The organism is Rhodococcus sp. NBC_00294, from assembly GCF_036163995.1.
In the GTDB taxonomy this organism is placed as follows: domain Bacteria; phylum Actinomycetota; class Actinomycetes; order Mycobacteriales; family Mycobacteriaceae; genus Rhodococcoides.
The window spans coordinates 2,691,955-2,714,791 of the sequence record NZ_CP108043.1 but is presented as its reverse complement, the minus strand read 5'-3'; the positions used below and the strand labels follow the sequence as shown (position 1 = coordinate 2,714,791).

General features: G+C 69.4%; 20 protein-coding genes. 3 read left to right on the top strand and 17 right to left on the bottom strand.

What is annotated here, in order from left to right; translation table 11 throughout:
• Positions 1-23 precede the first annotated feature (23 nt).
• The 4 genes from serA to OHB23_RS12715 form a co-directional block, all read right to left on the bottom strand.
• Positions 24-1,619 carry a phosphoglycerate dehydrogenase gene (serA, locus tag OHB23_RS12730; RefSeq protein ID WP_056445463.1) on the bottom strand — a complete coding sequence of 532 codons (1,596 nt, stop codon included), beginning with the start codon at positions 1,617-1,619 and terminating at the stop codon, positions 24-26.
• 147 nt (positions 1,620-1,766) lie between these two features.
• On the bottom strand, positions 1,767-2,768 hold the full coding sequence (gene ilvC, locus OHB23_RS12725; RefSeq protein WP_027507014.1) for a ketol-acid reductoisomerase: 1,002 nt from the start codon (positions 2,766-2,768) through the stop codon (positions 1,767-1,769).
• Positions 2,769-2,847: 79 nt separating this feature from the next.
• A complete protein-coding gene (gene ilvN, locus OHB23_RS12720) occupies positions 2,848-3,351 on the bottom strand; it encodes an acetolactate synthase small subunit (protein ID WP_027507015.1) in 504 nt (167 codons plus the stop codon).
• Positions 3,348-5,276 (bottom strand): acetolactate synthase large subunit, encoded by a 1,929-nt coding sequence (locus tag OHB23_RS12715; protein WP_051613648.1) that lies wholly within the window; start codon positions 5,274-5,276, stop codon positions 3,348-3,350. The genes ilvN and OHB23_RS12715 overlap by 4 nt, the downstream gene beginning before the upstream one ends.
• 274 nt (positions 5,277-5,550) lie before the next feature.
• Between OHB23_RS12715 and OHB23_RS12710 the strand changes: the two genes are divergently transcribed.
• The gene (locus OHB23_RS12710) at positions 5,551-6,042 is read left to right on the top strand and encodes a PH domain-containing protein (RefSeq protein WP_162246770.1); all 492 of its coding nucleotides are present in this window, start codon (positions 5,551-5,553) and stop codon (positions 6,040-6,042) included.
• A 69-nt stretch (positions 6,043-6,111) separates the two neighbouring features.
• On the opposite strand, the gene OHB23_RS12705 is transcribed toward OHB23_RS12710, so the two are convergent.
• Positions 6,112-6,945 carry a DoxX family protein gene (locus OHB23_RS12705; protein ID WP_442972982.1) on the bottom strand — a complete coding sequence of 278 codons (834 nt, stop codon included), beginning with the start codon at positions 6,943-6,945 and terminating at the stop codon, positions 6,112-6,114.
• 58 nt (positions 6,946-7,003) lie between these two features.
• Between OHB23_RS12705 and OHB23_RS12700 the strand changes: the two genes are divergently transcribed.
• Complete coding sequence (locus OHB23_RS12700; protein WP_027507017.1) at positions 7,004-8,146, top strand: PQQ-dependent sugar dehydrogenase; 1,143 nt, start codon at positions 7,004-7,006, stop codon at positions 8,144-8,146.
• A 55-nt stretch (positions 8,147-8,201) separates the two neighbouring features.
• Here the strand turns inward: OHB23_RS12700 and gatB are convergent, their stop codons facing one another.
• The 4 genes from gatB to gatC form a co-directional block, all read right to left on the bottom strand.
• Positions 8,202-9,719: an Asp-tRNA(Asn)/Glu-tRNA(Gln) amidotransferase subunit GatB gene (gene gatB / locus OHB23_RS12695; RefSeq protein ID WP_328809650.1), complete on the bottom strand. Its 1,518-nt coding sequence runs from the start codon at positions 9,717-9,719 to the stop codon at positions 8,202-8,204.
• Between the two features lie 44 nt (positions 9,720-9,763).
• A complete protein-coding gene (locus OHB23_RS12690) occupies positions 9,764-10,795 on the bottom strand; it encodes an ATP-dependent 6-phosphofructokinase (RefSeq protein ID WP_027507019.1) in 1,032 nt (343 codons plus the stop codon).
• 97 nt (positions 10,796-10,892) lie between these two features.
• On the bottom strand, positions 10,893-12,389 hold the full coding sequence (gene gatA, locus OHB23_RS12685; protein ID WP_328809649.1) for an Asp-tRNA(Asn)/Glu-tRNA(Gln) amidotransferase subunit GatA: 1,497 nt from the start codon (positions 12,387-12,389) through the stop codon (positions 10,893-10,895).
• Complete coding sequence (gene gatC, locus OHB23_RS12680; RefSeq protein WP_328809648.1) at positions 12,389-12,685, bottom strand: Asp-tRNA(Asn)/Glu-tRNA(Gln) amidotransferase subunit GatC; 297 nt, start codon at positions 12,683-12,685, stop codon at positions 12,389-12,391. The genes gatA and gatC overlap by 1 nt, the downstream gene beginning before the upstream one ends.
• Positions 12,686-12,858: 173 nt before the next feature.
• Between gatC and OHB23_RS12675 the strand changes: the two genes are divergently transcribed.
• Positions 12,859-13,509, top strand: a complete 651-nt coding sequence (locus tag OHB23_RS12675; protein WP_027507022.1) for an amino acid-binding protein — start codon at positions 12,859-12,861, stop codon at positions 13,507-13,509.
• Here OHB23_RS12675 and ligA read toward each other — a convergent pair.
• The 8 genes from ligA to OHB23_RS12635 form a co-directional block, all read right to left on the bottom strand.
• Entirely contained in the window at positions 13,453-15,603 is a 2,151-nt protein-coding gene (gene ligA, locus OHB23_RS12670; protein ID WP_328811637.1) for an NAD-dependent DNA ligase LigA, read from the bottom strand. The genes OHB23_RS12675 and ligA overlap by 57 nt on opposite strands.
• A 62-nt stretch (positions 15,604-15,665) precedes the next feature.
• Positions 15,666-16,691, bottom strand: a complete 1,026-nt coding sequence (locus tag OHB23_RS12665; RefSeq protein ID WP_027507024.1) for a methionine synthase — start codon at positions 16,689-16,691, stop codon at positions 15,666-15,668.
• A complete protein-coding gene (gene mnmA / locus OHB23_RS12660) occupies positions 16,688-17,797 on the bottom strand; it encodes a tRNA 2-thiouridine(34) synthase MnmA (RefSeq protein ID WP_222631828.1) in 1,110 nt (369 codons plus the stop codon). The genes OHB23_RS12665 and mnmA overlap by 4 nt, the downstream gene beginning before the upstream one ends.
• A gap of 30 nt (positions 17,798-17,827) precedes the next feature.
• A complete protein-coding gene (locus OHB23_RS12655; protein ID WP_328809647.1) occupies positions 17,828-19,036 on the bottom strand; it encodes a cysteine desulfurase family protein in 1,209 nt (402 codons plus the stop codon).
• A gap of 70 nt (positions 19,037-19,106) precedes the next feature.
• The gene (locus OHB23_RS12650) at positions 19,107-20,018 is read right to left on the bottom strand and encodes a lysophospholipid acyltransferase family protein (RefSeq protein ID WP_328809646.1); all 912 of its coding nucleotides are present in this window, start codon (positions 20,016-20,018) and stop codon (positions 19,107-19,109) included.
• Positions 20,015-20,854 (bottom strand): GNAT family N-acetyltransferase, encoded by an 840-nt coding sequence (locus OHB23_RS12645; RefSeq protein ID WP_328809645.1) that lies wholly within the window; start codon positions 20,852-20,854, stop codon positions 20,015-20,017. The genes OHB23_RS12650 and OHB23_RS12645 overlap by 4 nt, the downstream gene beginning before the upstream one ends.
• A gap of 124 nt (positions 20,855-20,978) precedes the next feature.
• Entirely contained in the window at positions 20,979-21,935 is a 957-nt protein-coding gene (locus OHB23_RS12640) for an electron transfer flavoprotein subunit alpha/FixB family protein (RefSeq protein ID WP_027507028.1), read from the bottom strand.
• Between the two features lie 50 nt (positions 21,936-21,985).
• Positions 21,986-22,786 (bottom strand): electron transfer flavoprotein subunit beta/FixA family protein, encoded by an 801-nt coding sequence (locus OHB23_RS12635; RefSeq protein ID WP_027507029.1) that lies wholly within the window; start codon positions 22,784-22,786, stop codon positions 21,986-21,988.
• Positions 22,787-22,837 lie beyond the last annotated feature (51 nt).

Here is a 22,837-nt window from a genome sequence, read left to right as displayed (position 1 = left end):
AGTCCCCTCGTTCGGCGTCGACATCAGGACAGGTCGACCAGCTCGATGGTCGTCGCGCCCACGGAGGCGGCGATGGCGTCCCGAACGTCCTGCGCCACATCACGATCGACGCGCAGCAGGATGGTGGCGCCACCGCCCTCCGCGTCCTGGCTGAGTGCCGCGGCGGCGATGTCGACACCGGCGTCGCCCAGGGCGGTGCCGATGCGTCCGAGCGAGCCGGGACGGTCGTCGTACGTCACGATGAGGTTCTTGCCCTCGGCGCGCAGATCGAAGTTGCGGCCGTTGATGTTGACGATCTTCTCCACGTGCTGGGGACCGGTGAGGGTGCCCGCGACGTTGACGACGGTCCCGTCGCCGTAGACCGCACGGACGTCGACGACGCTCCGGTGGTTGGGGCTCTCGCTGGCCTTGGTCACGTCGGCCGTGACACCACGCTCCTCGGCGAGCGACGGTGCGTTGACGAAGGTGACCGCGTCCTCGATGACGGCGGAGAACAGTCCCCGCAGCGCCGACAGCTTGAGGATGTCGACGTCCTCGGACGCCAGCTCACCGCGCACGTCGACGGACAGCGACGTCGGGAGCTCGTCCGACAGGGCACCCAGCAGGACGCCCTGCTTGCGCACGATGTCGAGCCACGGCGCGACCTCCTCGCCGACGGCACCGCCGGAGACGTTCACCGCGTCGGGCACGAACTCGCCGGCGAGGGCGAGCAGGACGGACTTGGCGACGTCGGTGCCGGCGCGGTCCTGGGCCTCGGTGGTCGAGGCACCGAGGTGCGGGGTGACGACGACCTGCGGGAGCTCGAACAGCGGGCTGTCGGTGCAGGGCTCGCTCGCGTAGACGTCGATACCCGCGGCGAAGACGTGGCCGCTGGTGATCGCGTCGGCGAGAGCCTGCTCGTCGACCAGTCCACCGCGGGCAGCGTTGACGACGATGACGCCCTTCTTGGTCCGGGCGAGCGCCTCCTTGCCGATCAGACCCTTCGTCTCGGGGGTCTTCGGCAGGTGCACGGAGAACATGTCGGCGCGCTCGAGAAGCTCGTCGAGGCTGACCAGCTCGATACCGAGCTGCGCGGCACGAGCCGGCGAGACGTAGGGGTCGTACGCGATGATGTGCGTCTCGAACGCGGCGAGACGCTGCGCGAAGAGCTGACCGATACGGCCGAGCCCGACCACGCCGACGGTCTTGCCGAAGATCTCGACGCCGTTGAACTTGCTGCGCTTCCACTCGTGCTGACGCAGTGTGGCGTCGGCGGCGGGGATCTGGCGAGCAGCCGAGAGCAGGAGCGTCACCGCGTGTTCGGCAGCGGTGTGGATGTTGGACGTGGGGGCGTTGACGACGAGCACGCCGCGCTCGGTGGCTGCGGGGACGTCGACGTTGTCCAGGCCGACGCCGGCGCGGGCGACGATCTTGAGCTTGGTACCGGCAGCGAGCACCTCGGCATCGACCGTGGTCGCGGAGCGGACCAGGATGGCGTCGGCATCGGGGACCGCGGCGAGGAGGGCCGGACGATCCGGACCGTCCACCCACCGGACCTCGACTCCGTCGCCGAGAGCCTCGACGGTGGACTGCGCAAGTTTGTCGGCGATGAGGACGACGGGGCGGCCTGGCTGGCTCACGTGGAGAACTCCCTGATCAGGTGACGGAGAAGAGGTGTGGTTCCGGATTCGTGCGGGCGTCAGCCTAGTGGCCGAGCCGCGACCCGACGCAGGGCACCCGAGGTCGAGGAACTCGACCGCGGGTGCCCCGTGTCAGGAATGCGAGAGTCAGGCCGTCTCGGTGATGGGACGGTCGACCCAGCTCATGAGGTCGCGCAGCTTCTTGCCGGTGACCTCGATGGGGTGCTCGGCGTTCTGCTTGCGCAGGCCCTCGAGCTCGGTGTTGCCGTTCTCGACGTTGGCCACGAGGCGCTTGGTGAACTCGCCCGACTGGATGTCGGCCAGGATCGCCTTCATGCGCTCCTTGGTGCCGGCGTCGATGACGCGCGGCCCGGAGAGGTAGCCGCCGAACTCCGCGGTGTCGGACACCGAGTAGTTCATGCGCGCGATGCCGCCCTCGTACATCAGGTCGACGATCAGCTTGAGCTCGTGCAGAACCTCGAAGTACGCCATCTCGGGCGCGTAGCCGGCCTCGACCATGACCTCGAAACCGGTCTTGACCAGTTCCTCGGTGCCGCCGCACAGCACGGCCTGCTCACCGAAGAGGTCGGTCTCGGTCTCTTCCTTGAACGTGGTCTTGATGACTCCGGCACGCGTGCCGCCGATGCCGCGGGCGTAGGACAGCGCGAGAGCCTGGCCCTCACCCTTCGGATCCTGGTCGACGGCGATGAGGGCGGGAACACCCTTGCCGTCGACGAACTGACGGCGCACGAGGTGGCCGGGTCCCTTGGGGGCGACCATGCCGACGGTGATGTTGGCCGGGGCCTCGATGAGCTTGAAGTGGATGTTCAGGCCGTGGCCGAAGAACAGCGCGTCGCCGTCCTTGAGGTTGGGCTCGATGTCGTCCTTGAAGATCTGCGCCTGGGCGGTGTCCGGAGCGAGCAGCATGATGACGTCGGCCCACTCGGAGACCTCCGCCGGCGTGCCCACGCCGAGGCCCTGCTCGGCAGCCTTGTCACGCGACTTGGAGCCTTCCTTCAGACCGATACGGACGTCGACGCCCGAGTCGCGCAGGCTGAGCGAGTGCGCATGGCCCTGGCTTCCGTATCCGATCACAGCGACCTTGCGGCCCTGGATGATCGAGAGATCGGCATCGTCGTCGTAGAACATCTCGACTGCCACTGTGGTTTCCTCCTACATCTGTCCCGGTCGCATGTGACCGGGTAATCGAAACTACTGGGTTGGGTGACTAGCGGGACGCGGTGATGGACTTCGGTCCACGACCCACCGCGACGACGCCGGACTGGACGATCTCGCGAACACCGTACGGGTCGAGCATCCGGAGCAACGCCTCGAGCTTCGAGCGGGTACCGGTCGCCTCGACGGTGACTGCCTCCGGCGAGACGTCGATGACCTTGGCGCGGAACAGGTTCACCGTCTCGATGACCTCGCTCCGCACGCTCGCGTCGGCGCGGACCTTGATGAGCACGAGCTCACGGGCGACCGACGAATCGGCTTCCTGCTCGACGATCTTGATGACGTTGACGAGCTTGTTCAGCTGCTTCGTCACCTGCTCGAGCGGGAACTCGTCGACCGTGACGACGATGGTCATGCGCGAGATCTCGGGAACCTCGGTGCCGCCCACCGCGAGGGAGGCGATGTTGAATCCGCGGCGCGAGAACAGCGACGCCACGCGTGCGAGCACGCCCGGCTTGTCCTCGACGAGCACGCTCAGGGTGTGACTGGTGCTCACAGGTCGATGCCTTTCGAATTCGCGCCCTGGGCCGCCTCGGTGACGTCGCCGACCGAGCCGGGCTCCTGCGCCGCTTCCTCGTCGTTGTCGAACAGAGGACGGATGCCGCGGGCGGCCATGATCTCGGAGTTGCCGGTGCCCGCAGCGACCATCGGCCACACCTGGGCGTCCTTGCCGACGATGAAGTCGATGACGACCGGGCGATCGTTGATCGCACGCGCCTGCGCGATCACCGCGTCGACGTCCTCCTCACGCTCGCACCGCAGTCCGACGCATCCCAGCGCCTCGGCGAGCTTGAGGAAGTCGGGGATGCGGACGGCGCCGTGCGTGCCGAGCTCGGTGTTGGAGTAGCGCTCCTCGTAGAAGAGCGTCTGCCACTGCCGCACCATGCCGAGGTTGCCGTTGTTGATGACGGCGACCTTGATCGGGATGCCCTCGACCGCACAGGTCGCGAGCTCCTGGTTGGTCATCTGGAAGCAGCCGTCACCGTCGATGGCCCAGACCTCGGTGTCGGGCAGACCCATCTTGGCGCCCATCGCAGCCGGGACCGCGTAGCCCATCGTGCCGAGTCCACCCGAGTTGAGCCACGTCCGCGGCTTCTCGTAACTGATGAACTGAGCGGCCCACATCTGGTGCTGTCCGACCCCGGCGCAGTAGATCGCGTCGGGTCCGGCGAACTTGCCGATCGACTGAATCACGAACTCGGGCGACATCGCACCGTCCGACGGACGGTCGTAGCTCAGCGGGTAGGTGCGCCGCACGTTGTCGAGGTAGGTCCACCAGTCGGCGAGATCCAGCGCGGTGCCGGTGGCCTGGTCCGCGCGGATCGCCTCGATCAGCTCGACGATGACCTCGCGGCAGTCACCCACGATCGGCACGTCGGCGAACCGGTTCTTGCCGATCTCCGCGGGATCGATGTCGGCGTGGACCACCTTCGCCTCGGGGGCGAACGAGTCGAGCTGCCCGGTCACGCGGTCGTCGAAACGAGCGCCGAGCGTGATGAGCAGATCGCTCTTCTGCAGTGCGGCGACCGCGGCGACCGTTCCGTGCATGCCGGGCATGCCGAGGTTCAGGTCGTGGCTGTCCGGGAAGACGCCCCGCGCCATCAGTGTCGTCACGACGGGGATGCCGGTGAGCTCCGCCAGCTCGAGGAGCTCGGGCGACGAGTTCGACTTGATGATGCCGCCGCCGCAGTACAGCACCGGCTTCTTCGCTGCCGCGATGAGCCGCGCGGCCTCACGCACCTGCTTGCCGTGCGGCTTCGTCACCGGGCGGTAGCCCGGCAGCTTCATCTCCGGCGGCCACGAGAAGGTGGTCTGCGCCTGCAGGACGTCCTTCGGGATGTCGACGAGCACCGCGCCCGGTCGTCCGGAGGACGCCAGGTAGAAGGCCTCGGCGATCATGCGCGGGATGTCGAGCGGGTCGGTGATGAGGAAGTTGTGCTTGGTGACGGGCATCGTGATGCCCGAGATGTCGGCTTCCTGAAAGGCGTCGGTACCGATCAGCGCGCGGCCGACCTGTCCGGTGATGGCGACGACCGGGACGGAGTCCATCTGCGCGTCGGCCAGCGGCGTCACCAGGTTGGTGGCGCCGGGACCGGACGTCGCGATGCACACGCCGACGCGGCCGGTGGCCTGCGCGTAGCCGGTGGCGGCGTGGCCGGCACCCTGCTCGTGTCGCACCAGCACGTGCCGGACCTTCGCCGAGTCGAGCAGCGGATCGTAGACGGGAAGTACGGCACCACCGGGAATGCCGAAGACGACGTCGACCTCGAGCTCCTCGAGTGCGCGGACGACGGACTTCGCTCCGGTCACGCGCTCGGGCGCGAGGGGACGACGCTGCGGCGTCGCGGACGGAGTGGGACGATCGGCGGCGGGCGGAGCCTTGCGTGGTGCCGGGCCGGGCCGGGCGGTGGGTGCGCTCACTGGTGCTTCCTTAGAACTTCATCCGGGCAAGAAAAAACCCTCGCCAGCAGATGCTGTACGAGGGTGGCGCGTCGTGGCTGAGCGTGAAAACGTTTCGGCTCAGGCGACGACGCGCCTGCCGATCACGAGGAACTCTTCACGCTTCACGCGTGTGACGTTAGGCGCGTGATGCGGTGCCAGTCAAACTTACCGAACTCGTTGTCCCATTATGTGGGATGGCGTTATGCAGTGCGAAGATGGAGGGGTGTCGTCTTCGCAGCAGTCCGAACCACCGGTGACAGTCTCCCATACCGAGAGCCCCACTTCCGACGCCTCCCCCGCGGCCCCCACGGTGTTCCGCATCCCGGCCCTGGCGCTGTCCGGCGTGGCGCTGTTCCTGTTCGGGGTCACGTTCCCCGTGGTCGGGGCGCCGGAGCTCTTCGGGTGGATGCTCGCGCTCCCGGTCCTGCTGGGATACTGGATCATCCGCGTCCGCACCACCGTCACTCCGGAGCGGTTCGTCTCGCGCAGGGCGTTCCGTTCCACCACGGTGCCGTGGTCGTCCGTGACGGGACTGCTGTTCCCGAAGCTCGGGTGGGGCAAGGCGACCCTCGAGGACGGCTCGACCGTCCGGATGCCGGGCGTGACCGTCGACAAGCTCCCGCTTCTGTCCGCGGCGAGCGGCGGCGCGGTGCCGGATCCGTCGCCGGTCGAGGAGCCCGCTCAGGACGAGCCGGTCGAGGCCGAGTCCGCCGTCGAGCAGGACGAGGCCGAACCGCGGGCCTGAACGACCACAACTCGGCCGGATCGACGGAATCCCGTCGATCCGGCCGAGTTGTGGACGGTGACGCACGGATCAGGCGAAGGGGTCGGCGCCGTTCAGGAAGATCCACAGCGCTGCAGCACCGCCGATGCCGATGGCCAACGCGAGGAACGACCCGATGAAGGGGCGGCGCGCCCATCCACGTCCGCCGTCCACGGCGATCCGTCCGGGGCCCGTGAGGATGATGGACGCCGACGCCAGCACCAGCAGCGTCTCGTACTCGACACCTGCAGGGGCGAAGAACTGCAACCCCGGCTCGCCGACCTGACGCACGAGCCAGGCGTTGATCATGACGGCCAGGACTGCGGCACCCGCGAGAGGCGTGGCCAGGCCGAGGATCAGCAGCGCACCGCCGGCGACCTCGCCGACCGCACCGAGAATGGACAGCAGACGTGCCTGGTCGTAGCCGGACCCGGCGACGATCTCCTGGAAGCCCGAGAGCCCGGGACCGTCGAACCATCCCGTGAGCTTCTGCAGACCGTGCACCAGCACGATCGCGCCGACGCTCACGCGCAGGATCAGCAGTCCGAGATCGAGCGTGCCGCGACGCTCCGGGACCACCTCGGGCCGCACCTCGGCCGGGGTCGCCGTGCGATCGGTTCCTGCCACCGGGATCGCGCGCGTCGCGCTGTCGTCGTAGGCCGGTTCGGTGCGACTTGCCGTCGTCGTGTCACCGGGGTAGCCGGTGAGCTTCTCGGTGGGATGCGCGGTACGCGACCGTTCGGCGTCGAGTTCGTCGTCGGTGCGCGGGAGCTGTGCTCCGCTGCCCCCGCCTATCCGCTCGGTCGGCTGGTCGTAGGGACTCGCCGCCGGCTCGTAACCGGACGGGGAACGGCCTGTGTCATCGGACTTCTCACTCACGTGCATCAGCGTAGATGCGGCGGGCCCGTTCCCGGCGCAGGCGCGACCCGTACCGTGGGATCTCATGACAGTGGGTGGGACTCGGCGCGCGGCCCGGCGATCGTTCGTGCTCGGCGCGGCGGTGATGGCGATCGTCACGGCCTCCGCGGGATGCGCACGCTTCGACGACTCCGCCTCGACGGAGTTCTCCCCCGAACCCACGTTCGGCGCTGCCGACATCGAACCGGTGGAGCCGGGAGCGCCGGGTTCCAGCACGCCGCCCGCGCCGTCGCCGGCCACCGGCCCCTGCGTGGATCCGGATCCCAACGTGGTCGCGACCTGTCTCGACACCCTGTCCGGCCTCGTCGTCCTCCCCGGCGGGGCATCGGCCCTGGTCGGCGAGCGTCGCACCGGCACCATCTTCCAGGTGGCTCCGGGCCAGGCACCCCGACCCGTCGTGACCGTCCCGGTCGACGGCGACGGCGACGGCGGACTGCTCGACATCACGCTGTCCCCCACCTACGACGAGGACCGCCTCCTCTACGCGTACATCACGACGGCGACCGACAACCGCGTGGTACGCATCGCGGCGGGAGACGTCCCGAAGACCGTGCTCGCCGGCATCCCCCGCGGGACCACCAGCTCGGGTGCCCTCGATTTCTCGTCACCCGACGAACTCCGGGTGATCACCGGCGACGGGGGCGATCCCGCCGCTGCGGCGAACCCGGCGTCGCTCGCAGGCAAGGTTCTGGCCGTCACCGACCCGCGTGTCGACTCCACCTCGGCTCCCCGCGTCGTCATGAGCGGCATCGGCCGCGCCGGCGACGTCTGCATCGACGCCACGGGCAGCACCTGGGTGACCGATGCGACGGCCACCGAGGACCGGCTGTCCCGCATCACGCCCGAGGGTGCCGTCGTCAGTCCCGTGTGGACGTGGCCGGACAAGCCGGGCGTCGGCGGATGCGCGGCCGCACCCGGCTCGGTGGCCGTGTCGATGTCCGGTGCCCGTGCGCTGGCACTGGTTCCCGTGGACCCGGACACCAACGCGGTGACGACGCCGCCGACCCTCACCGCACAGGACCGGTACGGCCGCCTGCGTGGTGCGTCGCTCGGCGCTCAGGGCCAGGTGTGGGTGACCACCGTGAACAAGGACGGCGGCCAGCCGGTGCCGACGGACGACCGAGTGGTCATCGTGCCGGTGCCGGCCGGCGGCGGCGGGAGCGACTAGCGGGAAGGCCGGAGGCCGGTCGGTCGGTCGGCGGGAAGGCCGGAGGCCGGTCGTTCTAGCTGCAGGCGGCGATGACGAGTTCCTTGACTCGCGCGGGGTCGGCCTGGCCCTTGGTCGCCTTCATGACGGCACCGACGATGGCCCCGGCGGCCTGCACCTTGCCGCCGCGGATCTTCTCCGCGACGGAGGGGTTGGCCGCGAGCGCCTCGGACACGGCCGTCTCGAGCGCCGAATCGTCTTGCACGACAGCGAGTCCGCGTGCCTCGACGACGGCGTCGGGGTCACCCTCACCATCGAGGACACCGTCGACCACCTTGCGGGCGTTGGCGTTGGTGAGTGTGCGGTCGGCGACCAGCGCGGCGACGCGGGCCACCTGAACCGGGGTGATCGCCAGGTCCGCGAGGTCGACGCCGCGGGTGTTGGCCTGCTGCGACAGGTACGCCACCCACCAGCTGCGGGCGGCGTCGGGTGTCGCACCGGCATCGACGGTCGCGGTGATGAGGCCGAGCGCATCGGCGTTGACGACGTCGCGCATGACGAGATCGGACCAGCCCCACTCCTTCTGGATGCGAGAGCGGGTGATCCACGGCGCCTCGGGAATGGTGGCGCGCAGTTCCTCGACCCAGGCGGCGTCCGGGGCGACCGGTTCGAGATCGGGCTCCGGGAAGTAGCGGTAGTCCTCCGCGGTCTCTTTCTTGCGACCGGGCGCAGTGCTGCCGTCGGCCTCCTGGAAGTGCCGCGTCTCCTGCACGATCTCGCCGCCCTCTGCGAGAACTGCTGCCTGACGGCGCATCTCGTAGCGGACGGCGACCTCGACGCTCTTGAGGGAGTTGACGTTCTTGGTCTCGGTCCGGGTGCCGAACTCGGTGGCGCCCTTCTCCATCAGCGAGACGTTGGCATCGCACCGGAGCGAGCCCTGGTCCATCCGCACGTCGGACACGCCGAGCTCGCGGATCAGTTCCCGCAGCGCGGTGACGTAGGCGCGGGCCACCTCGGGCGCGCGGTCGCCGGCGCCCTCGATGGTCTTGGTGACGATCTCGACGAGAGGCACACCGGCCCGGTTGTAGTCCAGCAGTGAGTGACTCGCTCCGTCGATACGACCGGTGGCGCCGCCGACGTGCAACGACTTGCCGGTGTCCTCCTCCATGTGAGCGCGCTCGATGTCGACCCGCCACGTGGACCCGTCGTCGAGCACCACGTCGAGAAAGCCCTCGGTGGCGATCGGCTCGTCGTACTGCGAGATCTGGTAGTTCTTCGGCTGGTCCGGGTAGAAGTAGTTCTTCCGCGCGAACCGACCCCACGGCGTGATGGAGCAGTTCAGCGCGAGGCCGATCCGGATGGCGGACTCGACGGCAGCCGCGTTGACCACCGGCAGCGCACCCGGCAGGCCGAGGCACACCGGGCACACCTGGGTGTTGGGCTCGGCACCGAACTCGGTGGGGCACCCACAGAACATCTTGGTGGCGGTACCGAGCTCGACGTGCACCTCCATGCCCAGCACGGGGTCGTACCGGGAGATCACCTCGTCGTAATCCATCAGGCTCGTCGAGTGCGATGAGGTGGCAGCAGTCATGGTGCCGAGTTTACTGCGGACCGGTGGGCCGAACCCCCTCGGTGTCAGCCGAAGAAGGCGGCCGCGTCCAGGTAGCGACTCTCGGGAACCCGCTTGAGCTGGCGGACGGCCTCCTCGAGGTCCACCAGGCCGATCTCGGCGCCCTGGAGGGAGACCATCTTGCCCTTCTCCCCCGCGTGCACGGCGTCGACGGCGTTGACGCCGAAACGGGTGGCGAGGACGCGGTCGTACGGAGTGGGCTTGCCGCCGCGCTGCACGTGGCCCAGCACCGTGGTGCGGACCTCCTTGTTGATGCGGCGTTCGATCTCGACGCCCAATTGCTGTGCGACACCGGTGAACCGGACGTGGCCGAACTCGTCGATTCCTCCGTCGCGGATCTCCATCGACCCCTCCTTGGGCGTCGCTCCCTCGGCGACGACGCAGATGAAGTGGGAGTCCCCGCGCTGGAACCGCTTCTTCACCAGATCGCACACCTCCTGGACGTCGAAGGGCTGCTCGGGGATCAGTGTCATGTGCGCGCCGGACGCGAGGCCGGAGTGCAGCGCGATCCAGCCGGCGTGCCGCCCCATCACCTCGACGAGCATGACGCGCTGGTGGGACTCGGCGGTGCTGTGCAGCCGATCGATCGCGTCGGTGGCGATGGTGAGTGCCGTGTCGAAACCGAACGTGACGTCGGTGCAGTCGATGTCGTTGTCGATGGTCTTGGGAACCCCGATGACGGGCACGCCCTCCTGCGACAGCCAGTGTCCGGCGGTCAACGTGCCCTCGCCGCCGATGGGGATGAGCACGTCGATGCCGTTGTCGTCCATCGTCTGCTTGATCTGGTCGAGCCCCGCCCGCAGCTTCTCGGGATTGACGCGTGCGGTCCCCAGGATGGTGCCGCCCTTGGTGAGCAGTCGATCGTTGCGATCGTCGTTGCGCAGTTGGATACGACGGTCCTCGAGCAGGCCGCGCCAGCCGTCGAGGAATCCGACCACCGACGACCCGTAGCGGGCGTCCGCCGTGCGTACGACGGCCCTGATGACCGCGTTGAGTCCCGGGCAGTCGCCGCCGCCGGTCAGTACTCCGATACGCATGGGTCGGTGCCTCTCGATCGCGGGTGTCGACGCGGGGTCGCCGCGCACGATGCTCGTCACCATCTTGCTACCTCCGGCGCGCGGAGGCACGGTCGGATCAGATCGCGGACGGCTGGGGAAACTCTCCCCGTGCGGCTTCGTACGCCGCACCGACCCGGTAGAGGCGATCGTCCGCCATCGCCGGAGCCATGATCTGCAGCCCGACCGGGAGACCGTCCGCGAGACCGGACGGCACCGACATGGCCGGGTGACCGGCCAGGTTGGTCGGCAGGGTGCAGAGGTCGTACAGGTACATGGCGATGGGGTCGTCGACCTTCTCGCCCAGCGCGAACGCCGTCGACGGGGTGGTGGGCGACACCAGGACGTCCACCTTCTCGTAGGCACGATCGAAGTCCCGGGCGATGAGCGTCCGGATCTTCAGAGCCTGGCCGTAGTACGCGTCGTAGTAGCCTGCGGACAGCGCGTACGTCCCGATCATGATGCGGCGCTTGACCTCCGGGCCGAACCCGGCGGCACGCGACATCGCCATGACCTGATCGGCACTGTGCGTTCCGTCGTCACCGACCCGCAGTCCGTAGCGCATCGCGTCGAAGCGGGCGAGGTTGGACGACACCTCCGACGGGAGGATGAGGTAGTACGCGGCGAGGGCGTGATCGAAGTTGGGGCACGACACCTCCACCACCTCGGCGCCCAGCGAGGTGAGCACCTCGACGGCGGCGTCGAAGGAGGAGATGACCCCCGGCTGATAGGCGTCCGAGTGCAGTTCCTTGACGACGCCGACGCGCACGCCCGTCAGATCTCCACCCGCGCCGCGGCGCGCCGCCGCGACGACGTCCGGCACCGCCGCGTCGACCGACGTCGAGTCGCGGGGGTCGTGTCCGGCGATGACCTGGTGCAGCAACGCGGTGTCGAGCACCGTCCGCCCGCAGGGACCGCCCTGATCCAGGGAAGAGGCGCAGGCGATGAGCCCGTACCGGGAGACGCCGCCGTACGTCGGCTTGCACCCGACGGTTCCGGTGACGGCAGCCGGTTGCCGGATCGAGCCACCGGTGTCGGTACCGATGGCCAACGGTGCCTGGAACGACGCGAGCGCCGCGGCCGAACCGCCGCCCGAACCGCCCGGCACCCGAGTGGTGTCCCACGGATTGAGGGTCGGTCCGTACGCGCTGTTCTCGGTGGACGACCCCATCGCGAACTCGTCCATGTTGGTCTTGCCCAGCAACGGGATTCCCGCGGCACGCAGCCTCGCGGTGACCGTGGCGTCGTACGGCGAGACCCATCCCTCAAGGATCTTCGAGCCGGCGGTGGTGGGCATGTCCGTGGTGGTGAACACGTCCTTCAGCGCCAACGGGACGCCGGCCAACTTCGACGCGGGCGTCTCACCCGCGTCCAACGCGTCGTCGACGCGCTGGGCGGCGGCGATCGCCTCGTCCCCCGCGACGTGCAGGAAGGCGTGCAGCGTTCCGTCGACCTCGGCGATGCGATCGAGGTGGGCGCGAGTGACCTCCACGGCGGAGACCTCGCGGGTACGGATCTTCGCGGCCAGGTCGGACGCGGTGGACCGGATCAGATCGGTCTGCTCGGCGGCGGTCATCACTCTTCTTCCAGGATGCGCGGCACCGCGAAGCGGCTCTGTTCGGACGCGGGCGCCTCGGCGAGGGCACTGTCCGGGCCGAGACCCGGGACGATGACGTCTGGCCGGGTGACGTTGGTCACAGCGAGCGGACTCGCGGTGGCGTCGACGTCCGAGACGTCGACCTCCGACACCGCCTTCACGTGGCCCAGAATGGCGTCGAGCTGACCGGCGAACGCATCGAGTTCGTGCTCCTCGAGCGCGAGCCGGGACAGTCGTGCGAGGTGGGCGACCTCGTCGCGGGATATGGCAGACACGTCCGTCAGGCCCCCTTCGATTCGTAACGCATGCCGAGCAGCCTAGTTCGTGGCGACCACCCCACCGTCACGGCCTCGCGTCGCGGCGAGGGACGGCGAGCCCGGCCGTCCTCCACCTTCCCGTGAGCCGCGTGCGACTCGATGGAGACGGCGTCGAGTGCGAGGATGTCGGCGTGTCGTATCTCCTGCGGGTCCAGTTGCCCGACCGTCCGGGCAGTCTCGGGTCGCTCGCCGTCGCCCTGGGTTCGGTGGGGGCCGACATCCTGTCGCTCGACGTCATCGAACGCGGAGCCGGATTCGCGGTGGACGATCTAGTGGTGGACGTCGCGCCGGGCGCCCTCCCCGACACACTCATCACCGCGGCCGAGAAGCTCACCGACGTCCGCGTGGACTCGATCCGTCCCTACGCCGGCATCCTGGACACACACCGCGAGCTCGAGCTCATCGATCAGGTGGCCACGGCGCACGACGACCGTCTGCAGGTGCTCGTGGACGGTGCGCCGCGGGTGCTGCGCGTCGGATGGAGCACCGTGGTGGGCATGTCAGATCACGGTCCGGCCGTCATCGTCGGCAGCTCCGGGGCGCCCGAGTCGCGGGCCGACGACATGCCGTGGATGCCCCTCGAGAAGCCGGCAGTCCTCGACCCGACCGGAGCATGGGTTCCGCAGTCGTGGAAGGACATGGACACCACACTGGCCGCGGCACCGCTCGGATCGTCGGGCACCGTGCTGGTGCTCGGACGACCCGGCGGACCGGACTTCCGACCGTCAGAGATCGCCCGGCTCGGCTACCTGGCCGGCATCGTCGCCACCGTCCTCGGCTGAGTCCGCCCCGGCGACCAGCGCGCGGGCCGCGTCGGGCCCCTCGCCGAGCAGCGTGCGGAACCCGTCCTCGTCGAGCACCGGAACACCGAGTTCGAGCGCCTTGTCGTGCTTCGATCCGGGCGCGTCGCCGACGACCACGAACGCCGTCTTCTTCGACACCGACGAGGCCGCCTTGCCGCCGCGGGCCAGGATCGCCTCCTTCGCGTCGTCACGCGTGAACGTGGCGAGCGATCCGGTGACGACGATCGACAGACCGTCGAGCGTGCGCTCGATACTCTCGTCGCGTTCGTCCTCCATGCGCACGCCCGCCGCCGACCACTTCTCCACGATGGCGCGGTGCCAGTCGACGTCGAACCACTCGACGACTGCGCGGGCGATGGTGGGGCCCACCCCGTCGGCGGCGGCCAGTTCCTCCTCCGTCGCCGCCCGAATGGCGTCGAGTGACCCGAAGCGGGCGGCGAGGGCGCGGGCGGCGGAAGGACCGACGTGGCGAATGGAGAGCGCGACCAGAACACGCCACAGCGGCTTGATCTTCGCGCGTTCGAGGTTGTCGAGCAGACGACGACCATTGGCGGACAGGTGACCAGCTTTGGTCCGGAAGATCTCCGTCTTGGTGAGATCGTCCTCGGTGAGAATGAAGAGGTCACCCTCGTTCTGGATGACGTCAGCTTTGAGAAGCGCCGTCGCCGCTTCGTACCCGAGCGCCTCGATGTCGAACACGTTGCGCCCTGCGATGAAGAAGACCCGCTCACGCCTCTGGGCGGGGCACCATTCCGAATTGGGGCAGCGGATGTCAGCATCCGCTTCCTTGGTCGGTGCGAGTTCGGTTCCGCACTCGGGGCAGTGCGTCGGCATGACGAATTCCCGCTCGTCCCCGGTGCGTGCGTCGACCACCGGACCGAGCACCTCCGGGATCACCTCGCCCGCCTTGCGGATGACCACGGTGTCACCGATCAACACACCCTTGCGCACGACCTCGGACGCGTTGTGCAAGGTCGCACGCGACACCGTCGACCCCGCCACGAGCACCGGCTCCATGAACGCGAACGGTGTCACTCGCCCGGTGCGCCCGACACTCACCTCGATGTTGACCAATGTCGTGGTGGCCTCCTCCGGCGGATACTTGAAGGCGATGGCCCAGCGGGGTGCGCGTGACGTGGATCCGAGTCGGCGGTGCAACGCCATCTCGTCGACCTTCACCACGAGGCCGTCGATCTCATGCTCGACCGAGTGCCGATTCTCGCCCCAGTACTCCATGCGTTCGACCACCGCGTCGACGCCCTGCACCAGTGCGGTGTGAGTCGAGACCGGCAGACCCCAGGCGGCGAGCGCGTCGTACGCGACGGACTGGGCGGCGGGGGCGAAGCCCTCCATCCGGCCGAACCCGTGACAGATCATGCCGAGCCGCCGCCGCGAGGTGACCGCGGGATTCTTCTGCCGCAGCGACCCCGCGGCGGAGTTGCGCGGGTTGGCGAACGGCGGCTTGCCCTGCTCGACGAGAGAGGCGTTGAGCGCCTGGAAGTCCTCGAGTCGGAAGAACACCTCGCCCCGCACCTCGAGCAGCGTCGGGACCGGGAACCCGTCCGACGGGGTGAGCACCTCGGGGATGTCGTCGATGGTGCGCGCGTTGAGCGTCACGTCCTCCCCGGTGCGTCCGTCACCGCGGGTGGCGGCGCGCACCAGTCGGCCGTTCTCGTACACGAGATTGAGCGCGACACCGTCGATCTTGACCTCGCAGAGGTAGTGCAGGTTCTCCCCCGCCTCCACCTCGACCCTGCGCGCCCAGGCACGCAGCTCGTCCGCGTCGAACACGTTGTCCAGGGACAACATTCGCTCGAGGTGGTCGACAGCCGTGAAATCCGTCTCGAAGCCGCCACCGACGAGCTGCGTCGGCGAGTCGGGCGTCCGGAGATCCGGATGCTCCTCCTCCATCGCCTGCAGGCGCTTCAGCAACTCGTCGAACTGCCCGTCCGAGATGATCGGCGCGTCCCGCACGTAGTACCGGAACTGGTGACCGCGGACCTCCTCGGCCAGCGCGTCCCACTCCTGCTTCTGCTCGGGTGAGGCCGGGACCAGGTCCGGCGGTGTCTCGATCTCGTCCACGATCGCAGACTATCGGAGCGCTCCGACACCGTTCCCGGTGACGAAGGCCGGTGTCACAGCGCGTCGGGATCCTCGGTGAAAGCAGCGCGGACGTCGCGCAGCACCGTCAGAGCGTGCCGGGCCCACGGCAGGCTCGCGCCGGACAACCCACACGTGGGTGAGACGGCGACGCGCTCGGCGAGGTACCGCCTCGGGAAGCCCAACCGATCCATCAGTTCCACTGCGGGCGCCGCACTCTCGCGCCACGCCGGGTACTTCTCCGGGTCGGTTCCCGGCACCACCCCCAGGACGGCGACACCGCCGCTCTCCAGGTAATCGCCGACCGCGTCGTACCGCGACGTGGACAGCAAGGACAGATCGAACGAGACGCCGTGCACCCCGCTGCGTCCGAAGACCTCGAACGGGACGTCGGCGGAGCACGTGTGCACGATCACGGGTCGGTTCACCCGCTGCACCACCGAGCCCAGCAGGTCGGCTACCTCCGGCGCCGGCACCGCGGCGATCTGCTCGAGGCTCGTCACGCCCTGCAGGCGACCGGCCAGCACGGCCGCGATGCGAGGTTCGTCGAACTGGACGACCACCTCGGCGCCGAGCCGCCTCGCGACCTCGTCGGCGTGCGCGGCCACTCCCTCGGCCAACGACCCGGCGATGTCGCGCACCGCACCGCGGTCGGTCAAGGCGCGGTGACCGAACGCCAGCTCGATGTCCGCGGCCATCGTCAGCGGGCCCGCGGCCTGCACCTTGACGGCGCGGCCGGATCCGCGCAGCCCGGCCAGTTCCCACTGCTCCTCGAGAACGTCGAGGTCCTCCGTCAGGAAGTCGCGGGCCCGGCGGCTCGTCGTACTCGGCCGTCGGCTCACGCGGTATCCGCTGGTGGCCGCATCGATCTCGATGTCGACCAGCAGCACGCCGGTGCGCCCGATCATGTCGGCGCCGAGACCTCGCGCCGGGAGTTCCACGACGTGCGGCAGGTCGGGGAGCTCGCCGATCACCGTCGTGACGGCGTTCGCGATGTCCGTTCCCGGCCACGAGCCGATACCCGTCGCCACGCCTGCCAGAGCGGCAGCAGGATCCGTCACGGGCGAGCGGACGCGGTGAGTGGCGACTCGGCGGAGGTTCCCGCGATGGTGCCGCTGCCGACCACGATGTCGCCTGCCGGGTCGGGGCGGTACAGCACGGCTGCCTGACCACGTGCGACTCCGGTGAGCGGGGACCGCAGACCGATGCGCAGAGTGTCGCCGTCGACACGAGCGACGGCGTCCGCGAGTCCGCCGTGTGCCCGGACCTGGACGACGCAGTCCACGTCGCCCTCGGGCGCCGTGCCGGACGTCCAGACGGGTGTGCTCGCATCGATGCCGTACACGTCGAGGCGGCTCGCCGAGCCGACCCGGACGGTCCCGGTCTCGGGCTCGATGGAGGTGACGTACCGCGGCTTGCCGTCGGCGGCCGGTCCCTCGACGCCCAGGCCCTTGCGCTGGCCGACGGTGAACCCGTGCACACCGTCGTGCTCGGCGAGCACCGCGCCGGAGTCCGCGTCGACCACCGATCCGGGGCGCACGCCGATACGGGCGCCGAGGAACGCCCGGGTGTCGCCGGAGGGGATGAAGCAGATGTCGTGACTGTCGGGCTTGTCCGCGACGGCGAGACCGCGGCGGGCGGCCTCGTCACGCACCTCCGCCTTCGGGGTGTCCCCGATCGGGAACAGGGCACGGGACAGCTGGCGCGCGGTGAGGACGCCCAGCACGTACGACTGGTCCTTGTCGGCATCGACCGCACGACGCAGCACGCCGTCCTCGAGCCGGGCGTAGTGGCCGGTGGCGACCGCGTCGAAACCGAGCGCCTCGGCCCGATCGGCGAGCGCCGCGAACTTGATCTTCTCGTTGCAGCGCAGGCACGGGTTCGGGGTCTCGCCTGCGGCGTAGGACGCGACGAAGTCGTCGATCACGTCCTCCTTGAACCGATCCGCGAAATCCCAGACGTAGAACGGGATCCCGAGCACGTCCGCGGCGCGGCGCGCGTCCCCGGCGTCCTCCTTGGAGCAGCACCCGCGCGACCCGGTGCGCAGAGCGCCGGGAGCGGTGGACAGCGCCAGGTGCACCCCGACCACCTCGTGGCCGGCATCGACGGCACGCGCCGCCGCCACGGCGGAATCGACGCCGCCGCTCATCGCTGCCAGAACTCTCATGTCACCACTCTTCTCGTCTCGACGTTCTCGTCATCTCGAACTGGACGCCATGCCGGCGGCCCGCGCACGTTCGACGACGCGCGGCAGGACCTCGAGCAGTGCGTCGACATCGGCGTCGGTGCTGGTGTGGCCCAAGGAGAACCGGAGTGATCCGCGGGCATCGGCCGCATCGACGCCCATCGCCAGCAGCACATGACTCGCCCGCGCGACACCCGCCGTGCACGCGGATCCCGTCGAGCACTCGACACCGGACGCGTCGAGCAACATCAACAGTGAATCGCCCTCGCATCCGGGGAACGTGACGTGCACGTTGCCGGGGAGTCTGTCCGCGCCGCGGGCACCGTTGACCGACGCGCCGGGCACCGCGTCGAGGACACCCTCGATGACACGCTCGCGCAACGCCACGAGCCGCGCCTCGGTGTCGGCCCGTCCGGCGACGGCGATTTCGAGGGCGGCCGCCATGCCCACGGCACCTGCCGTGTCGGGCGTCCCGGACCGGACGTCGCGTTCCTGACCGCCTCCGTGCAGCAGTGATTCGCAGGGCACAGAGCGTCCGAGCAGCAGCGCGCCGACGCCCTGGGGTCCGCCGAACTTGTGTGCCGCGATGGACAGCGCGGAGAGACCACTGGACGCGAAGTCGAGTTCACGGACACCGGCCACCTGGACCGCGTCGCTGTGCATGGGCACGTCGAACTCGGCCGCGATGGCAGCGAGTTCGCGGATCGCCATGATGGTGCCCACCTCGTTGTTCGCCCACATGATCGACACGACGGCGACCTCGTCGGCGTGCAGCTCGAGTTCTCGGCGCAGCGTCGACGGGAGGACGCGGCCGTCGGCCTCGACCGGCAACCAGGACACCGCGGCGCCCTCGTGACGTTCGAGCCACTCCACGGCATCGAGCACGGCGTGATGCTCGACCGAGCTGGTGATCACGCGGACGCGACGAGGATCACGCGCTCGGCGTGCCCAAAAGATGCCCTTGACCGCCAGATTGTCGCTCTCGGTGCCGCCGGAGGTGAAGATGACCTCGGACGGACGAGCGCCCAGCGCCGCGGCGATGGACTCCCGCGACTCCTCGATGCGGCGGCGGGCCGTGCGCCCCGATCCGTGCAGGGACGACGCGTTTCCCACGGTCCGATGGATCTCCGTCATCGCCTCGATCGCCGCGGGGACCATCGGAGTGGTCGCGGCATGATCGAGGTACACCGGCGTTCCGGGCACACGTGGGGGCTGTGGCATGACGTGGTCCAGGATAACCGGTCGCGGACCTCGCCTCTCCCCCGCGCGAGCACGCCCGAACTGCCGTGCGTCAGCTCGCGCGCACGACGGTTCCGGCGTACTCACCGGGGCGGACCGGCTGGGCGAGCCGATCCCGGCGCGGCAGTCGCGTGCGGGTGACGCGCAGGGGCGGAACTGCCGTCTCGTCCTGGTGTCGGCGCACGGCCAACTCCGCGCTGCGCGCCAGCAGTCGACGATCGTCGATGGGCGCGATGTCCTCGCACACCCGCACGGCGGCACGGACGCCCTTCAGCCGCAGGATCCTCGACATCGACTCGCCGATGGTCTCGTCGCCCACGAAGGCGGTGGCCGTCGTCGGACGGTGGTCGACGTCGCGGTAGGTGACCGCGATCGGCCGCACCACCGCACCGGCGTCGATGGCCGCCTGGAACAGGGCGGGACGGAACGATCCGTAGGCGGTTCCGCACCAGGTGGTGCCCTCGGGGAAGACGACCACCGTGGCTCCCGATCGCAAGGCCTCGGTCACCTCGTCGACGGTGCCGGGTAGGGAGCGGAGTCGCTCACGGGCGATGGGGACGACCCGCACGATGCGTGCGAGCAGACCCAGGACGGGCCAGTCCACGAGGTCCGCGCGGGCGACGAAGCGGCACGGGAAACAGGCTGCCAGCACCAGGACGTCCGTCCAGGACACGTGATTGGCGACGACGAGCGTTCCGACGCCGGTGGGCTCGGCCGTGCGGTCGCCGACCAGAGTCACCCGGACACCGAGCGCGCCGAGGAGTCCCCTGGCTCCGGCACGTGCGGTGGCGCCTCGACCGCCCGCCGGCAACACCCGGCCCGCCAGCAGGAGCGGGACCACGGCGAGCAGCACCGCCACCAGGACGCAGCGCACCACCACGCGTGCGGTGCCCACGGTCGCCGAGACCGCCGGATGGCACCCCGTCCCGCACGGGCTGGCGGGCATCCAGGCGTGTGTCGTCACGCGTGCGACTCCGCGGTCGCCGCGGCCGAGCGGAGCCGGTCGAGATAGCGGACGTTGGCGTCCTTCATGTGCAGGAGGGTGACGAAGTCCGCGACGCCGAAATCGGGATCGTGGGCCGGCTCCCCGCAGATCGAGGCGCCCATGCGCAGGTAGCCGCGCATCAGGGCCGGCACCGAGGTGCGGGAGGGTGCCGTGATGTCGGCGAGGGCGACACCGTCGACCCGCACGGGGGTCCGGGGATACGCGCGGACCTCGGAGCGGTGCCGCTTCTCGACGAGGTCGTACACGCCCTTGACGTGCGCGCCGTCCGGCTCCCCGTCGCCGAGTGCCATGGGGACCGACACACAGCCCATCACCCGGTCGTAGCCACCGACGTCGATGTACCGGAGGATCCCGGACCACATCAGCGCCAGCACCGAGCCGGATCGATGGCCCTCCAGGACGCACGCACGACCCATCTCGACCGTCCGCAACTCGTGTGCACGCAGTTCGCTGATGTCGAACTCCGTCGCCGTGTAGTACCCGCCGGCGCGCTCCGCACCGTCCGGGGTGAGCATGCGGTAGCAGCCGACACGATCGCCGGTGCGGTTGTCGACGACGAGCAGGTGATCGCAGTGGTCGTCGAAGCGGTCGGCGTCGAGGCCGCCGTCGAAGGCGGTCGACTCGTACCCCGCTTCCGAGCCGAACACGGTGGCGCGCAACCGCTGCGCCGCGAGCACGTGCTCCGGGGTGGATCCGAGAACGAGTGAGTGGTGCTTGTCGGAGACGAGCACGTGCTCGTCGGCCGAGGACGGGGTGATGACGGTCGGTGCCGAGTCGCACACATCTGATGTCATGGCACATAGATCTATCGAGCCCACTCGACGGCACTCACAACACGACGTGACCGGAAGGTGCACGAACGACGAAAGCCCCGCTACCGACGAACGGTAGCGGGACTCTCGGGTACTGCTGAGGGGATCAGCCCTTGCGCTTCTTCACTGCCTCGGCGAGCTGAGGCGTGACGTCGAAGAGGTCGCCCACGACGCCGAAGTCCGCGATCTCGAAGATCGGTGCTTCCTCGTCCTTGTTGACGGCGACGATCGTCTTGGACGTCTGCATGCCGGCGCGGTGCTGGATCGCACCGGAGATGCCGAGCGCGACGTACAGCTGGGGCGAGACGGTCTTGCCCGTCTGACCCACCTGGAACTGGCCCGGGTAGTAGCCCGAGTCGACGGCTGCACGCGACGCGCCGACGGCCGCACCGAGCGAGTCGGCCAGATCCTCGACGACGGAGAACTTGTCCGCGCTGCCGACACCGCGACCACCGGAGACGACGACCGATGCCTCGGTGAGCTCGGGGCGGTCGCCGCCGGCGACGGGCTCACGCGAGGTGACCTTGACGACGGCCTCCTCCTGCGCGGGAACCTCGACGTCGACACGCTCACCGGCACCGGCCTGCGGCTCGGCGTCGATGGCACCCGGGCGGAGCGAGATGACCGGGACGTCGCCGTTGGTCTTCGCCTCGACGGTGAACGCGCCACCGAAGATGGAGTACGTGGCGGACTTGTCGGCGTTGATCGCCACGACGTCCTGGTGCAGTCCGGCACCGAGGCGAGCGGCGAGACGACCCGCCACCTCCTTGCCCTCGATGCCACCGGACGTGAGGATCGCGGCGGGCGAGACCGACTCGGCCAGGGACGACAGCACGTCGACCTTGGGCGTGACGAGGAAGCCGTCGACGTCGGCGGACTCCGCGACATAGATCTTCGCGGCGCCGGCCTCGGTGAGTGCGGCGGCGATCGCGTCGGTGGTGCCCGGCGCTCCCGTGACCACCGCGGACGGCTCACCCAGAACGCGGGCGGCCGTGATGAGCTCGCTGGTGACCTTCTTCAGTGCCCCGTCTGCGTGCTCGACGAGTACGAGTACCTCTGCCATGGTGTTTCTCCTGTACTGCAGTGAGACGAATGTGTGCTGGTGACGGGGATCTAGATGATCTTCTGCGCGACGAGGTACTCGGCGACCTTGGTTCCGCCGTCGCCCTCGTCGTTCACGCGCTCACCAGCGGTCTTCGGCGGCTTCGGGGTCACCGTGGTGACGGTGGTGCCGGCGTTCGCGACGCCCACGGTCTCCGGATCGACGCCGATGTCGGCGAGGGTGAGGACCTGCACCGTCTTCTTCTTGGCGGCCATGATGCCCTTGAAGGACGGGAAGCGCGGCTCGTTGATCTTCTCGGTGACGCTGACGATCGCGGGGAGATCCGCCTCGAGGCCGAAGATGCCCTCGTCGGTCTCGCGCTCGCCGCTGACCTTGCCGTCGGCGACGACCAGCTTGCGCATCTGGGTCAGCTGCGGGATGCCGAGGTACTCGGCGATGATGGCGGGGACCGCGCCGATGCGGCCGTCGGTCGCCTCGTTGCCGGCGATGACCAGATCTGCGGCCTCACCGTTCTCGAACTCCACCTGGCCGAGTGCGGCAGCGAGAGCCCACGCGGTCTGGATGGCGTCGGAACCGTGCATGGCCGGATCGTTGACGTGCACAGCACTGTCCGCGCCCATGGAGAGGGCCTTGCGGATGGCCTCGGTCGCGCGGTCGGGTCCTGCCGAGAGAACCTTGACCTCGCCGCCGTCGCGCTCCTTGATCAGGAGTGCCTCCTCCACGGCGCGCTCGTTGATCTCGTCGAGCACGGCATCGGCCGCGTCGCGGTCGAGCGTGTAGTCGCCGTCCGAGAGCTTGCGCTCGGACCACGTGTCGGGAACCTGCTTGATTAGTACGACGATGTTCGTCATGGGTCTTCGTCGACCTCCTGTGTCCTGTCTCGGTGAATCAGGTCTTGATCT